This window comes from Kitasatospora sp. NPDC091276 (genome assembly GCF_040684355.1).
In the GTDB taxonomy this organism is placed as follows: Bacteria; Actinomycetota; Actinomycetes; order Streptomycetales; family Streptomycetaceae; genus Kitasatospora.
The window spans coordinates 95,557-111,320 of sequence record NZ_JBFBFU010000030.1 but is presented as its reverse complement, the minus strand read 5'-3'; the positions used below and the strand labels follow the sequence as shown (position 1 = coordinate 111,320).

The 15,764-nt window shown below is 68.1% G+C and carries 8 protein-coding genes and 3 pseudogenes; 7 read left to right on the top strand and 4 right to left on the bottom strand.

Going from position 1 to position 15,764, the window contains the following annotated elements; translation table 11 throughout:
- From AB0O19_RS30660 to AB0O19_RS30635, 6 genes and pseudogenes are all read left to right on the top strand, one after another.
- Positions 1-132, top strand: a pseudogene (locus AB0O19_RS30660) (IS5/IS1182 family transposase); the annotation flags it as partial.
- 124 nt (positions 133-256) lie between these two features.
- On the top strand, positions 257-3,682 hold the full coding sequence (locus tag AB0O19_RS30655; protein ID WP_363624202.1) for a DEAD/DEAH box helicase: 3,426 nt from the start codon (positions 257-259) through the stop codon (positions 3,680-3,682).
- A 359-nt stretch (positions 3,683-4,041) separates the two neighbouring features.
- Positions 4,042-5,331 (top strand): site-specific integrase, encoded by a 1,290-nt coding sequence (locus AB0O19_RS30650; RefSeq protein ID WP_363624200.1) that lies wholly within the window; start codon positions 4,042-4,044, stop codon positions 5,329-5,331.
- A 688-nt stretch (positions 5,332-6,019) separates the two neighbouring features.
- Positions 6,020-6,229, top strand: a pseudogene (locus tag AB0O19_RS30645) (Arm DNA-binding domain-containing protein); the annotation flags it as partial.
- 364 nt (positions 6,230-6,593) lie between these two features.
- Complete coding sequence (locus tag AB0O19_RS30640; protein WP_363624198.1) at positions 6,594-7,271, top strand: site-specific integrase; 678 nt, start codon at positions 6,594-6,596, stop codon at positions 7,269-7,271.
- A gap of 237 nt (positions 7,272-7,508) precedes the next feature.
- A complete protein-coding gene (locus tag AB0O19_RS30635; RefSeq protein WP_363624196.1) occupies positions 7,509-8,642 on the top strand; it encodes a hypothetical protein in 1,134 nt (377 codons plus the stop codon).
- A gap of 631 nt (positions 8,643-9,273) precedes the next feature.
- Here the strand turns inward: AB0O19_RS30635 and AB0O19_RS30630 are convergent.
- The 3 genes and pseudogenes from AB0O19_RS30630 to AB0O19_RS30620 form a co-directional block, all read right to left on the bottom strand.
- On the bottom strand, positions 9,274-9,849 hold the full coding sequence (locus AB0O19_RS30630) for a group II intron maturase-specific domain-containing protein (RefSeq protein ID WP_363624194.1): 576 nt from the start codon (positions 9,847-9,849) through the stop codon (positions 9,274-9,276).
- Positions 9,850-9,914: 65 nt separating this feature from the next.
- Complete coding sequence (gene ltrA / locus AB0O19_RS30625; RefSeq protein ID WP_363624192.1) at positions 9,915-11,210, bottom strand: group II intron reverse transcriptase/maturase; 1,296 nt, start codon at positions 11,208-11,210, stop codon at positions 9,915-9,917.
- A 599-nt stretch (positions 11,211-11,809) separates the two neighbouring features.
- A pseudogene (locus tag AB0O19_RS30620) lies at positions 11,810-12,613 on the bottom strand (reverse transcriptase domain-containing protein); the annotation flags it as partial.
- A 695-nt stretch (positions 12,614-13,308) separates the two neighbouring features.
- Here AB0O19_RS30620 and AB0O19_RS30615 point away from each other — a divergent pair.
- Positions 13,309-13,503, top strand: coding sequence for a hypothetical protein (locus AB0O19_RS30615; RefSeq protein WP_363624190.1), 195 nt, complete (start codon positions 13,309-13,311; stop codon positions 13,501-13,503).
- 24 nt (positions 13,504-13,527) lie between these two features.
- Here the strand turns inward: AB0O19_RS30615 and AB0O19_RS30610 are convergent, their stop codons facing one another.
- Entirely contained in the window at positions 13,528-15,753 is a 2,226-nt protein-coding gene (locus AB0O19_RS30610) for a hypothetical protein (protein ID WP_363624188.1), read from the bottom strand.
- Between the last annotated feature and the right edge of the window lie 11 nt (positions 15,754-15,764).

The window sequence follows — 15,764 nt, the reverse complement described above, 5'->3', positions numbered from 1 at the left end:
CGCCTGATCAACAAGCTGAAGGCCTGGCGAGGCATCGCGACCCGGTATGACAAGACCCCGGACAGCTACCTCGCAGGCCTCCACCTCCGTGGCGCGATGATCTGGATCAAGGACCTCACCCGGACCCGTTGATCACGACCGAATACGCGCCCTAGACCTGCAGGTCCTCACCCATGCCCTTGGTGATCACAGCGGTGCGATCCTCCCCACCCCGGCAGAGCTTCTCAACCTCCTGACGCAGCTGGAAATAGACGCGTTGCGGGCCGACTCCGGTGTTCCGGAGGACGTCCTGAACACTGCGTGGCTCCTCCACGGCCTGGCCGCGGTCAGCCCCGGCGCGGCGGACTACAACCCAGCCCAAGTCCGTCACGCGTTCGCCGTCAGTGCGCACGTCCTGGACCTCGCCCTCGCTGGCGCGCACGATGACACCGAGCGTCTGAAGATGGCCTTCGCCGCGCAGGCCGGCTACCGGCGATGCGAGCAGGACCCCAACGCCACCGCCGTCTACCGCGCCGTCGAACGGCTCGTAAGAACCGATGTGGAGCTCCCCGACCACGTCGAAACCCTCGCTCTCGAAGCGGGCGTGGCCTTCCTCGGCATGGACCGTCCGGCACTCACCACGGCGCTGCGAGCCTGGCGCCGCCAGCTAGCTCAGCTCCGCACGCTTCTCGGCCGCCGCTTCGATCGGCCGGACACCCTGGCTGGCACCATGTACGGGCCGGCCGAGGCCGTCGTCAACGCGGTCCACCACCTCCACCAGCACCTCGCCTTCGGCGGCCCAGAGGACCTGGACATCGCCGTGCAACTCCTCGGTCGCGTCGTGGGTCAGCAGGTGGGTTCGGGCGATTTGCTGGCGCGTTGGGTGGCCTCGCATCTGCTGGAGTTGAGTGAAGACCTGTCCGCCAGCAGCCTCTACAACCTGCTGCCACCGGGGACCCCGCCAGCCGTGGCACGGACGTTCGCGCTCTCCAGCCCGCCGGTGCTCACGCTGTGGCCGCCGCAGCGCAAGCTGCTCGAACTCGAACGGGGGAACCCGGTCGACCCCGCGACCACGCGCAGCCTGATCAGCGTGCCCACGAGCGCGGGCAAGACGCTCATGGCGCAACTGGTGATTTGCGCGCATCTGGCGCAGGCCTCTGGACGGGTGTTGTACGTGTCACCGATGCGCAGTCTCGGGCGGGAGATGCGGCAGGCGCTGCGTGGGCGGTTGCGGCTGCTGGGTCGGCGGCTGGCCGCCGAGCTGCCGGACTTCCCCATCGGCGAACGGGGGCTGGGCAATCTCAACGACGACGTGGAGATCCTCACCCCGGAGCGGCTGATGCACATGCTGCGCCACGATCCGGTGGAGGCGCTCGACGGCGTCGGGCTGATCGTGGTGGACGAGGCCCATCACATGGCGCGGGCTCAGCGGGGCTTCGTGTTGGAGGGGCTGCTGGCGTTCTGCCAGGTTCACCCGGGTGCACCGCGGCTGGTGCTGCTGTCCGCGGCGGTGGGGAACCGGGCGTCGTTGGCATCCTGGTTGGACCCGTCCCGTCCGCCCGAGGAGGTGTACTTCAGCGACACCTGGCGTGGGCCGCGGCGTCTGCACGGGCTGCTGTCCCCGCACTACATGCGAGATCGGGTGGAGCGGACTGCGCGCAAGCCCACCAAGAAGGCGCGAGGGCGCGTCAAGGCTGTGGTGCCGATGGCCTTGCGGATGGCACTGCGCCCCACTACGGCGTCCAAGCCGACGGTGTTGCTCACCCGGGAGCTCGGGCGGCGGTCGTATGCCGAGACGTATCCCGGGGACTGGAGCCGTGAGACCCTGCTCGCAGGCGGTACCGCGAGCTACCGGCTGTTCGCGGCGGGCGCTGCCTACCTGACGACCAAGGGCAGCGTCCTCGTGGTCGTCGCCACGAAGAAGGAGGCCCGCAACACCGCGCGCGCGATAGCCGAGCACCTGGAGGAGCGGGCCGAGGCCGAGTCCCTGGTCACGTACCTATCCGAAACTCTGGGGTCGGCACACCCGCTGGTGTCGTGCGCCCGCAAGGGCGTCGCCTACCATCACGGTGCGCTGCCGGACGATGTCCTGGAGGCGGTCGAGGACGCGTTGCGGGCCGGGCAGCTCCTGGCGATCGCCAGCACTAGCACGTTGACCGACGGTGTCAACCTGCCTGTGCGCACGGTCATTGTCCATCACTCGATCAGCGGGGACTTTCTCAGCTACGAACGGCAACGGCAGATGAGCGATGCGGAGTTGCTCAACGCGGTCGGCCGGGCCGGGCGCGCCGGGCGTGAGAGCGAGGGATGGATCCTGCTTACCCGGCCGGTCACACCCGCCAATGCCGACTTCGATCGGCTCGCCCCGGGCGACGACCAGCTGCGCGTCACCTCGGCCCTGCTGGACGCCGAGGTCCTGGAGCAACTTGCTGAGGCCGAGAACAGGGTCCGGGACGATGCCGACGAGGTGCTCATGCTCGCGGGCACGCTGGTCGCGGACTTCGTCGCCTATGTGTGGTTCACCGTGGACGCTCTCGGCTCGATGCCCGCCTTGAACAGCACCCCGCTCAAAGCCGTCGAGAACCTGCCCGCGCTCCAGCTGGTGGAGGACCCGCAGGAGCGCGCGAGGTGGCTGTCACTGGCCGAGAAGGTCGCTGCAGTGCACGCCGTGACCAGCCCGACGACCCGCAGGCGCTGGGCCACTACCGGCACCAGCCTGTTCAGCGCCCGCAATCTCGACGAGGTCGCCCGCTGGCTCACCGGCGAGGTCCGCGCCCTGACGGCACACCGCGACGAGGCACAGTGGGAAGGCGACTTCGAAGGGTGGCCGCTGGCCGTGGAGGAGTGGTCGCTTCGCCGCACACTCGACTTCCTCACCCAGCACAACGTGCTCGACATGCTGCTCCGTCTGCCCGAGGTCGAGGGAAACTGGAAGTTCACCGACCAGGAGCACCGGGGTAAACCCCTGCAGGTGCTAGTCAGCCAAGCGATCACCGACTGGATCTCCGGCATGCCCATCCCCCACCTCGCGCAGCGCTGGCTGCCGGCCGTGGACCGAGTGTGGGCACTGGAGCAGACCGTCGACAACATCAGCGGCACCTTCGAGCACGCCCTGTCCTGGACCCTCGGGGCGCTGATCCACCTGGTCAACACGCGGCTCGACGACGCCGGCTCCAGCACTCGCCTCCACCCCGAGACCAGCTGGTACCTGCGGCACGGCGTCGACACGACGCAAGCCCTGAAACTGCTCACCTCCGGCATAACCTCGCGCCGTCTCGCCCATGCCATGGGATCCGTGGCGGCCGAGCAACGGATCCCATCCGCAGACATGAAGGAGTGGGTGACCGCCTGGCAGATGGAAGGCTGGATCTCGCTCTTTGGTCCCACGGCGCGGGAGATCGACGAACTGCTGGAGTACGTCCGCCAGCCACGGGACCTGATCGGCGAACTCATGGCCGACGGCACACCCCTTGTGGAGGTCGCCCTCGACCCGTGGCAGGAACCAGTAGCGGGCGAAGCCACCCTGGTGCGGCCGAGCCCCAACTCGCCGACGCTCAGCGTTTTCGTCGGGCAGCTCTGGGCGGGATACATCCAGGTCCAGCACCAGGTCGACGTTCTCGCCGCGCTTGACAGCGGACTGCCGTTAAGCCTCTATCTGATGAACGGGCAGCTGACCATCGGGAAGGCACCGTCGTCCGGCTGACAGGGGCTGTCCGAGCCGGGCGGCGTCGACCTGCTCCGGCTGCCTGAAGGGTGTCTTTGAGAGGCACAGCTACTGAGCAGCGGCTTTGCCGGTGAACGCTCTCGGGGCGTTATCGCTGGTCGCGGGTTCCCGAAGCGCAACGATCCGACTTCGCTCCGTGTCAACGCCCTCCGGTCGGGTCAAGGTCACGGCAAGCGCAACACCCACCCGCGGGATCACCTCACCTGCGCCTCCCAAGCACTTGTCGCCACGACAAGGGGGCTCGCGCAGGTCAGACGGGCTTCAGTACCGCTCGTGGTCGCACGTGAGAGCAGACTGAACGGATCAGGAGAACCCTCCAGCCTCAGGATGCGATCATCATGCGCTCCTCCACCCGCAACGGCCGCGTCTACCGCCGATGCGGCTGCCGCGACCAGCAGCACAAGCAACTCGGCGCCCGCTGCCACCGCCTCGCCGCCGACCCCGAGCACGGCACCTGGACCTTCGCTGTCGACCTCCCCGCCAACGGCAACCGCCACACCCTCCGGCGCGGCGGCTTCCCCACCGAGGAGACCGCCCGCACCGCCCTCCGCCGGGTGCGCGAAGGCCAGGACGGCGGCTTCAGCGCCGACCCCAACCAGACCGTCGCCGACTACCTCACCGCCTGGCTCCAGACCAAGGCCCTCACCGTCAAGCCCACCACCCTGGTGCGCTACCGCGACTACGTCACCAACGACCTCATCCCGAACCTCGGCCGCATCAGGCTCGACGACCTCAGCCACTGGCACATCGCCGACTTTGCCCACGCCCAGATCGCCCACGCCCGCGGCCCGGTGACCCTCTACCGCTGCCTCGCCACCCTCTCTAGCGCCCTCGGCGACGCCGTCCGACAAGACCGTCTCCCCCACAACCCCGCCCGCCCCAGCGTCCTGCCCCGCCCAGCGTCACCCGAGCGGCGCATCTGGACCGCGGACGAAGCCGCCCAGTTCCTGCGCTACTGCCACCAGGCCGACCCGTTCCTGGCCGACCTGTTCGAAGTTCTCATCGGCACCGGCATGCGCAAGGGCGAAGTCCTCGGGCTTCACTGGGACGACGTCCACCTCGACCAGCACGTCCTCTACGTCCGCTACACCCTCTCCGCCATCGACAACGCCCGCACCGTCCTCACCGCACCGAAAACCAGCAGCAGCAAGAACTGGGTCGCCATCTCACCGCGGGTCGGCACCGCGCTCCGGCACCGCGCCGCCATCCAAGGCCCCATCCCGCCCGGTGCCCTGGTCTTCTGCAAGCCGGACGGCCAACCGCTGCGCCCGCAACGCGTCCTGGACCGCCTCCGCCAACTGTCGGCCGAAGCCGGCGTCCCCACCATCCGCGTCCACGACCTGCGCCACCTCGCCGCCACACTCCCCATCACCGCCGGCGTCCCCCTCGTCACGGTCTCCAAGACCCTGCGGCACGGCACGCTGTCCACCACCGCCAACATCTACGACCACCTCACCCGACAGGCAGCCCACGACGCCGTCGACACCATCGCCGCCATCCTCGCCGCAGCAGACAAGCACGCCGCCCACAGCCGCTGGCCCCGCTGGCTGCGACCACACCGCGACCACAGAACGCGGCTCCCAAAGCAGCCGAGAAGCGTCAAACCCCCTGCGGCAGCCGCCGCTTAGACCGCTGCCCGCACTGCCCCAGAGAGACCTGCGACGACAATGCGACCACAACCTGACGGAACGACAAAAAGGCCGCCTCCGCATCTCTGCGAAAACGGCCTCCGACCTGCGAAAACGCCGGTCGGGACGACAGGATTTGAACCTGCGACCCCTTGACCCTCAGGGGTTCAACTATTGTCGGCAGCCGGGACCTCAAGGTCCCGGCTTTTTTGTTGCACAACTATCCTGAGGTGTACGTGAGTTGGATTCTTTCAGCGGAAGCGGTGCCGCAAGATGCTGACCGTGGCTCAGTGTTTACTTTGCACACGAGCGTCCGTTTTCGCCCATCGGCGTTCATGGGCGCTCATCGGGTGCGGTCCCAAACTGGTCCCAGGGCCAGCGACCCCACCACCGCTACTGCCGGTGACCGAGATCTGTCGGTCCTTCAGCAAGCACCGCTGCACGATCCCAACAGGTGCTGCATCGGCGGCGCTGGCCGGCCCACAGGTCCGAATCCTGCGGGCGGAACACTGTCGCTTACCCACTGGTCACGGATGGTGATCTTCCAGGCGGTGTGTCGTCTTGAGCGTGTCTTCGCCATCTGGTTCTGAATGCTCCGCACACCGCCCAACGCGCTCTGCCGCCACACCCGACACAGCAGCCACTCTTACCTCAGAGGAACCACCCAGTCCGAGAGAAGGGGAAGCTCATGGGACAGCGTGCGCAGCGGGGTCGGGTGTACCGGCGGTGTGGTTGTTCGGACGGTTCGGGGAAGCAGTTGGGGCCGTGGTGCCCGCGGCTAGCCGGGGATCTGAAGCACGGGAAGTGGACGTACTGCGTCGACCTTGCCCCCGAGGACGGGAATCGCAAGACCCGCCGACGCGGTGGGTTCGCCACCCGCGCCGAGGCGGCCCGGGAGATGAAGGCGGTGCTGAACGGTGAGCTGCGCGGGGTGTACGAGGACCGGCGCACCACGGTGGCGAGCTTCCTGCGCCAGTGGCTGACCGCGAAGAAGGAAGAGCTCGCGCCCAACACCTAACGCCGGCTACGAGGCGTGCGTCGAGCGGGACCTCATCCCCGCCTTCGGCCACTACCGCCTCCCAGACCTGCGCCCCAAGCACATCGAGCGCTGGATCGCCGCCCAGCGCAAGGCCAAGCGCGGCAAGGTCACCGTTTACCGGATCGTCTCCACCCTGCGCAACGCCCTCAACGCCGCCGTCCGCGCCTGGGGACTGCGCTACAACCCCGCCAAACACTCCGTCCCTACCCGACCCCGCGCAGCTGTGCGCACCTGCTGGACCCCCGAAGAGGCCGCGACGTTCCTGCGCCACGGCGCCGAGCACTACGCCGACCAGCTCACCGACCTGTTCGAGGTCATGCTCGGCACCGGCATGCGCCGCAGCGAAGTCCTCGCTCTGCACTGGTCCGACGTGCACCTCATGGACCGCAAGCTCTACGTCCGCTGGACCCTTGCCGCCATCGACAACGGCAAGATCCACCTCCGCGAACCCAAGACCGAGGCCAGCCGCGCCTGGATCAGCCTCTCCCCCAGGGTCATAACCGCCCTCCACCGCCAGGCTGCCATCCAGATGAACGCCCACCCCGACCGCCGGCTGGAGGGTCTGGTCTTCGCCCGCCCCGGCGGGACGCCGCTGCGGCCCCAGTGGGTCCTCGACCAGCTCCGCAACCGCACCACCGAAATCGACCTGCCGAAAATCGGCCTTCACGACCTCAGACACACCGCGGCCAGCATCATGATCGCCGAAGGCATCCCCATCGCCATCGTCTCCAAGACCCTGCGCCACGCCACCCTCGCCATCACCATCAACCTCTACGGCCACCTCCTCAAAGACTCCGCCGACCAAGCAGTCAACGCCCTCTCCCGAGCGCTCGATCAAGCGCAGACGGACCGGCTCCGAGCCATCCCCCATGGCGACGACGACCTGCCGCTCGCGGCGTAGTGGCAGCCGCAGGCGGAGTCTCTCCCCGGGCCGGCGCGGCTCCACCTGAACGCCGTCCCAGGGAAGGAGGCCGTCAGTCTCGCTCGTGAACGACCCGGCCGAGGCCAGCCCGCCATGAGGGGAAATTCGGGTAGTCAGTTCGGGGCCGCAGGTATTCTCCGTTACGGCGACCGGCACGCATCCGGCCGGTCGACCCGCTGGCCAACTTCTTCAGCCAGCAGGCACGGAAGGACCTCAGTGATAGACCTCAGCAACTACGAGCTGGCCTGGCCGGTCGACCTCTTCATCAGCGAGGCCAACCACATCACCGCCACCGATCACAAGGACTGGATATCCAGGGCCGAGTGGCTGCTCACTGAAGCGTTCCAGGGGGCCAGTGCCTGCTCGGACTTTCAGAGTCTTCCTGCCACAGTTCCCTACAGCAACTACTGGAGCCCCCGTTCCGATCCCCCGCCGTGGGAGCAGGCTCCGGTGGTGACGCAGGAGACCTGGTTTCGTGAGCTGGCCGAGAGGGCGAAGGAAGTCCGGCACGTCACGGAGCCGCGCCCGTACTGGCCGCACCGCCAGGGGAAGGCTGCCCCGAATACGTCGGCAAGCCCGGATTCAGCAGCTCGTGCATTCGCCCGGCTGATCGGGGAGATGCACCGCAACGGCTACCTCGCGGAGCACTTCGGGAAGGAGTGCGTCGACGTCTATGCGGACCTGCCGGATGCCTCCGAGGTACTGGAGCGCCGACTGGGCATACCTCTGCTCTGGCCTCTGACCCCTGGGGAGTGGGACGAGGACACCTTCTTCGGGCTGGCAGAAGTCTTCCATGACCTGGTCTCACGCCCGCGCGATCGCTGGTACCACTCCTACAGCCAGTGCGGCTGGCATCACCGGGAGTTCCACGCAGGTCCCGCTCGGGTGCTCTACCGGTGGCAGGTAAACCGGCTCCTCGCTGACGCCGGACACCACTACCGCCTGGCAGACGAGGGGGAGGACCTGGGCCGACTCGTCGCCGTGACTGACGACGCCCGAGCCGATCTCGTCCACTGTGCCCTGGCCGCCCCCGATCCCGACATCAAGCAGCGCACCGCGCACGCCATCGCCCTCTACCGCAGCCGTAGCGCGTCCATCGAGGAGAAGCGCTCCGCAATCATCGTCCTGGCAGGGATCCTCGAGGAGCGACGCGACCTGATCCGCGCCGAACTCGGGAAGCCCGATGACGGCGCGCTGTTCCAGATCGCCAACCGGTTCGAGATCCGCCACCGTGACGCCTCTCAGCAGGAGGACTACGACCCGGCGTTCCTCGACTGGATCTTCTGGTGGTACCTGGCCACCGTGGAACTCACCACGACAATCACCCTGCGGCAGCAGGCGGGTCAGTAGGTCGTCGGGTGCAGGCAGCCCTTGGCCCGGGCCTTGCCACGCAGTTGCGGCCAGCACTCGTGATCAGGGCTGCGTGTCGCCCTCATAGGTCTTCCGCATGGTGATCTCTTGAATCTTGCATGAGGCACTACGAGACATGGCCCGGGCTGCCGATCCACCGGGTCCCAGGGGTCATGCTCGGCACCGGCACGCGCCGCGGCCAGATCCTGGCCCTGCACTGGTCGGACGTGCACCTCAGGGCCCACAAGCTCTACGTCCGCTGGACCCTCGCGGCCGTCAACAACAACGGCATCCTCTTCCGCGAGCCCAAGACCGAGGCCAGCCGCGCCTGGATCAGCCTCTTCCCCAGAGCCATGGCTGCCCTACACCGCCAAGCCGCAATCCAGATGAGCCCACCCCGGAGGATGCCTGGAGGGCCTCGTCTTCGCCAACCCGGACGGCTCGCCGCTTCGCCCGCAGTGGCTCCTCGACCAGCTCCGCAAGCGCTCCGCCGAACTCGACCTCCCCAGGATCGGGCTGGTGAGTCGGCCCGGGGCGCGGTGCCGGGATTGCTCCCGGTCCGTTTCCCCGGACCGCTCTCCGAACCCGCCGTGCCGATCTCTCGGCAACGGGCTCTCCACGGTTCCTGCCGTCAGGCGGGGTTCGCAGGAGGCCATGGGGAGGGGATCTTGTTGCCCCGGTAGGTGTAGCGGGAGACCGTCACACCCTCGATCCGGAAGTACTCGACCCCGTCGGCCGCGATCCTCCACCGCTCGGAGGCGGCGAGGTGTCGGCGGACCTGTCCCCAGTTCCAGCCGTGACGCGCCCGCAGCATGTGGACGAGCCTCCACCAGGTGAAGTCGTCCAGTTTGCTGAAGGTGTGTTTGGCCACGGCATACTTGAAGTAGTTGGCCCATCCGCGCATGATCTGACCGAGTCTGGTCAGAACCGACGCGAAGTCCTGCTGCGATGTCTTGTGCGTCAGGGCACGGATCTTCGCCTTCAAGGTCCGGAGGGGCCGGGCCGCGATGAAGGTGTAGACGTACCACTTGTTCGTCCCCCTCTTGCGCTTCCACCGGATGCGGAAGCCGAGGAAGTCGAACCCGTCGCTCATGTGGACCACTTGGGTCTTGGCCGGTGACAGCCGCAACCCGAGCGGGGCCAGCGCGACGGCGACCTCTTCGCGCAGCGCTTCAGTGTGCTCACGCGAACCATGCACCAAGACCACGAGGAGAGTCGGCGGCGGGAATCGCACCCGCCGCCGCTCGCAGAACCGTGCGGGAGCCTCTCAGCTCACACGGCTCCCATCGTCCAGCCGTCAGGCTTGAGGCCGAACCGCCAGTGCGCGAACAGGTTCGGGTAGCGGCGGGCGGCGCCCGCCAGCAGTTCCCTCGCCCGCTTCTCGCGGCGGTGCAGTCGCTTGTACTTCCGACAGGCCCAACGCACCAACAGGTCGTTGATGCGCCGGAGGAGGGGATACAACATGGACTTGTAGAAGCGCCCGAAATAGTTGATCCAACCCTGCACGATGCTGTTGAACATCCGCGCAAGGTCCATCAGGGACTTGTCACTGCGGCAGGCGATGCGCCAGGAACGGATCTCCTTGCCCATCGCCTTGATCGCCTCCTTGCTGACCGCGGGCAGGAAGTTCACGAAGTGCTTCCCGAACCGGTTCTTGGCCAGCCTGGGCCGGAACGTGTACCCGAGGAACGTGAACGACGTGTGCTCATACGAGCCGCGCCGATCGGCGTCCTTGCAGTACACGATGCGCGTCTTGTCCGGATGCAGTTCCAGACCGACCTGCGCCAACCGCTGCGCGAGAGCGTCCCGCACGCGGCGGGCCAGCCTCTCGCTGCCACAGTGAATCACCGCATCATCGCAGTAGCGCTCGAAGGTGACCTGCGGGAACTCCCGCGTCAGCCACACATCGAACGCGTAGTGCAGATACAGATTCGCCAGCACGGGCGAGATCGCCGACCCCTGCGGAGTCCCCCGATCCCGCCGCGCCAGGGTCCCGTCCGCCAACGCCAGCGGCGCGACCAGCCACCGCTTGACGTAGAGCAGGACCCACTTCCCGTCCGCGTCGACGTGCCGCTCGACCGCCTTGAGCATCAGCTCGTGGTCCACGCTGTCGAAGAACGCCCGGATGTCCAGATCGACCACCCAGTCGCTTCTCCAGCAACGCTGCCGACACGTCTCCACCGCGTCCAACGCCGACCGCCTGGGCCGGTAGCCGTAGGAGTCCGGGTGGAACACAGGCTCCACCCGCCGCTCCAGATACATCGCGGCCACCGTCTGGGCGATCCGGTCGGCCACGGTGGGCACCCCGAGCACGCGGACACCTCGCCCGCCCGCCTTGGGGATCTCCACGGCCTTCACCGCCGGAGGAAAGTACGAGCCGGACGACATGCGATTCCACAGCTTGAACAGGTTCCTGCTCAGGTCCTGCTCGAACTGCTCGATCGTCACCCCGTCCGCCCCGGGTCCACCCTTGTTGGCCTTGACCCTTTGAAACGCCTGCCACACCATCCACTTGGGGATGTCAAACGACTTGCTCATGACCTCGGCCTGCGGCCTCGATCCGTTCACCTGGCTCCTCCCGGGAACTCCGGTTGACCACCGAACAAGACCAGGACGACCCGCCCCCTTCGCTCCACCCCCATTACAGGGGCTTCCCCACTACTACGAGGCGGTCCGTCCCCCTGCCGCGCATCGGTACTCTGCCCCTTGCAGTTTCAGCTGCTTGGGGTTCTCCCTTGACGCCGACGGACCGTCAACACGGCCACCGGCAGCATCGCGGCGAGGGGTTCCCACGTTCCGCACCGGCGCCTGAGCCGAGCTCGCGCCACCTTCATGCCGGGCACCACCTGGCCAGGAATACAGGACCCCGCCAGACTCATCCCGGGGCAACAACTGGACCCCGGTTTCGGTAACCGTCCATACGCTTTCGACACTTCGGCAGTGGTTCACTCGCGTTCGCCTTCTCGGCTCGCACCTGACGCATCAAGTGCGCCTTGTCCGCAGTGCTCACCACCCCGGCTCATTCACCGGAGCAGCCTGCGGTGGTTTGAGACCTCCCCCTGCGTGGGCGGTCCCGGAGGGCCCACCTCCATCACCAGTGCAGCACCACATCAGCAGCTTCCGTCTACACCGAAACCTCCTGATGTGTTCGTGGCGCACAGTCGTCCTGCGTAGCGGACCAACCGCCACGTCGGCCGCCCCTTGCGGTGCCGGTAATCGCGCTTGCCGTGGGTCGACATCGCCCCGCCCGGCTTCCACGGCCCCATCACGTGCTCGTCGAGCACCGTCAAGGCGATGTTGGCCAGCAGCGGAGACAAGATGCCGCCCTGCGGCGTGCCGGTCATGGTGTCCCGGTAGTCGCCGAGTTCCGTGAGGATCCCGGCCTTCAGGAACGCCTTGACCAGCGCCAGGACGCGCTTGTCCTTCACCCGCCGACGCACCCGGTCCATCAGGGCCGCATGGTCGACCGAGTCGAAGCACGCCTCGATATCCGCATCCAGCACCCAGCGGTAGCCGCGGGAGCCGAAGTGGTGAATCTCGGCGATCGCGTCCTGGGCACGCCGCTTGGGCCGGAAACCGTACGAGCACGGCAAGAAATCCGCCTCGAAAATCGGCTCCAGCACCAGCTTCAGCGCCGCCTGGACGACCCGGTCCGCAACGGTTGGAATCCCGAGCTTGCGGACCTTCCCCGACCCACCCGGTTTCGGGATCTTGCGCTCCCGCACCGGCAACGGCCGGAACGAACCGTCCTTGAGACCGGCCCGCAGGTCGTCCAGGAACCCGGGCACGCCCACCAGTTCCGCGACATCGGCGACCGTGAGGCCGTCCACGCCGGCGGTGCGCGCACCCTGGTTTCCCGCGACCCGGTCCAACGCCACGATCAGCGTCGCCGGGTCACACACGAAGTTGAACAAGTCATCGAACCGGCGGCCGGGATCGGCCACCGCCCAACGGTGAAGCTTGGCCTGCATCTCCGATACCCTCGCCCCCGGCCCGGGCGGACCAGAACGAGGAGCATCGCCATTCGGCGACGCGTCTTCCGGCATTGCAGCGTCCTTCCCTTCTCGAAACCGCTGCCGCCCTTCCCCATGTGGCCGGCTTTCCCGACCTCGGAGTACTACGGCGGCTCCGCCCCGTCCCGGACCGATCGGCGGTCGACGCGCCCAACCCCACCATCGCCGCTGGACGCGACGCGCAGGGCAAGACCCGGGACGGGTCCCGTGTTCACTGTGGTTCGCTCGACGAAGTAGGAGCCCGACTATGCCCCTGCGGCATCGCTGCGAGTACGCCGCAGACCTTCCTCGCAGCCTCCCTGACAGCTCGTGCCCACTGCCTCGGAAGTTCCCCGCCCAACCCGCGACGGGTGCGCACCGCTTCCAGCCCAGATCCACCAGGTTCGAGCTGGCGTCGCATAAAGGGGGTGTCACACGCCGGTTCCTCGCGTACTCCTCTCCGTCCCGCTCGCCGGACCCGAACCATCTGGCAGTACTGGCCCGCCCCGGCTTTGTCAGGGCCGCTCCCACCCTCCCCGGCGTCACCCGGATCAGGCTGCCCTCAGCTCCACCGTCCTGCTGCGACAGGATCAGCGGCGAAGGTCTCTCACCTCCACTCGAACCACAGCGCCTCACGGCGCACGCACGACCTGCGCCACACCGCGGCCCGCATCATGATCGCCGCTGATATCCCCCTGGCCGTCGCCTCCAAGACCCTGCGGCACTCCACCCTGGCGATCACCATCAACCTCTACGGCGACCTCCTCAAGGACTCCGCCGAAGAAGCTATGCACGCTCTCGACGAGGCGTCGGCCAACCAGCAGGAAGTGGCTCGGAGTCACGATGGTGGTGTCCTGCGAGCGGCGTAGCCGCTCGCAGGTGCCAGCACCTCGTCAGCGGGTTCCGTGGCCGTTCGCGAGGCGGTGCCGGAGGTCGCGGATGATCTCCGTCCAGCGCCACGAGTCGGGGCTGTCCCAGTACGTCTCCCCGATCGGGTGCCACTCGGACAGCTCGCTCAGCTCAGCGGCCAGGCTCTCCCCGTTGGTCCCGCCCGTGGCTCCGCCGTCACGATCGAGCCTCTTCACGACGGCGTGGAGACGGTGCGCCGCACGGTAGTAGGACACCTGGGAGTCGGTGAACCTGCGTACCGCGAAGCCGTGGCACTTGCTGCACCAGTCGAAGCCGTCGCGGGAGAGGAGGTCCGCGATGGTCAGCAGGTCGTCGTCAGCGGAGAGGCCGCGTTCCCCGGAGTGCGAGCAGAACGCCGAGTGGCCCCTGCGGTTCCAGCCGGGCTTGGCATCGGTGGTGTAGACCTGCACCTCGGCGAGTACACCGAGCGGGATTCCGCTGCCGCCGTGCCACCGGTCGGTGCCGGGCGCTTTGAACGGCCGCAGGTCGAGGTGGCGGGTGGTGGCCAGCAGGCCGTGCCACACCGCGATCGGGACCGTGCGCCGTCGCTCTTCGCGGTCGCGGCTGTCGTCGAGCGTGCGCAGGTCGGCGGCGCCGCGTGCCATCGCCAGGCACCGCAGGTCGTACTCGACGCTCTCCCCTCCGTGTCGCAGCCAGGCGGTGGCACGATCGCCGTCTGCCAGCCCCAGGTCCGCACCGAACCGCGGGTCGTGCGGGTCGTGGACGGGAGCAGACCAGATGCTCTCTCCGTCCTCGGGCCGGCGGCCGATCTCGCGGACCCATGCCTCGACGACGCTCACGGGCAGATCCGACGCGCTGGCGAGGATGGTCCCCTGCCACTCAGCGGCGAGCCGCTTCTCCACTGTGGTCAGCGGCAGCACCTCGGTCCCCGCGCCAACCGAGAACACCAGGTACAGCTGGTCCCGATCCGCCGAGACGGCGCGCAGTGCGCGCAGGTGGTCCGCAGCCAGCGGCTGCCGGTCGTAGACGGGGGTGTCGTCGAAGATCCCGGGCCTGACGTGCTGTGAGGACGCGCCGGCCTCGGCACCGGTCGGAGTCTCGGGGCCGGCGGTACCGGCTTCGCATGTGAGGCCGGAGGGGTGGGAGGCGAGGAGGCGGTCGGCGACGAGGGCGGGGACCTTCAGGGTGAGGGTGCGCCGGCCCCAGTCCGCGGCGGTGAGGTGGGTGAGGAGCACGCCCGTGGTCCAGTCGTCGAGGTCATGGAGGAACCCGCGCTCGTGTCGGTACGACGGGTCCTCGACGACCTCCGACAGGCGCACGGTCACCAGACGCTGCGGCACCGGGTCGGCCGCCTTCGCCGCGATCTGCGCCAGCTCCTCCCAGGAGGCGACCAGCTCGTCGACGCCGGCCCGGGCCTGGGCGTAGCCCTTACGGTTGGGGCGCATGCCGTGCGTGAGGTGGGAGGAGATATAGGTGCGCTCGCTCGGTCGGCCCCAGCCGCTGGCGGCCTCCTCCTGCCACTCACGCCACAGCGTCTTCAGACTCCTCGTGATCTCATCGTGCGAGCCCACCGCCGTGAACGCGGGGTCACTGGAGGGCAGTTCCGGCTCGCCCAGGAGTTCTGCTGCTGCGGCTGCCCGGAGGCCCTCCGTATCGACGAACAAGGCGGCCTGCGCCCGCAGCGTCTCCAGGTACTGGATCTTCACGGCGAGTTTCGGTTCCGCCCAGTCGGCGAGCCAGGGGAACATCGCGGCAGTCGCCTGCGCTTGGTGCAGGCTGGTCGCCGCCCGCTTCCAGGCGGAGAACACGCAGTCCTGCAGGCGCTCGGCCTCACGGCCCTCGCCGTCCTCTTCCTCTTCCTCCTGGTCGTCATCGATGTCAGCTTCGGGCTCGCACAACAGCTTGGCGGCGGCGAGCACCTCCGGCTCGTCCCAGTCAGTGTCCTCGTCCGGCCCGGTGTGGCACTGCAGCTGGTACAGCAGTCCGACCCCGCCGAGCGCCCGAAGGAAGACGCCGAGCCCGGTCCCCGGCCGCGACCACGCGCCCCATTGGGCGCAGCGCGAGCACATCCGCCCGATCGTCTCCACATTCAGCGGCACCGAGGCCGTCGCGATGTCGCGGGCGCGCAACTGGGGGCAGGTCTTGGCGGCGTGGAGCTTGGTGGTCTTTCCCTTGGACGAGTGGACGGTCATGGGTGCGCCCTCGAAGGGGCCGAGCGGAACATCTGCGGTCAGAGCGCTGTCGAGCACGTAAATCCCCT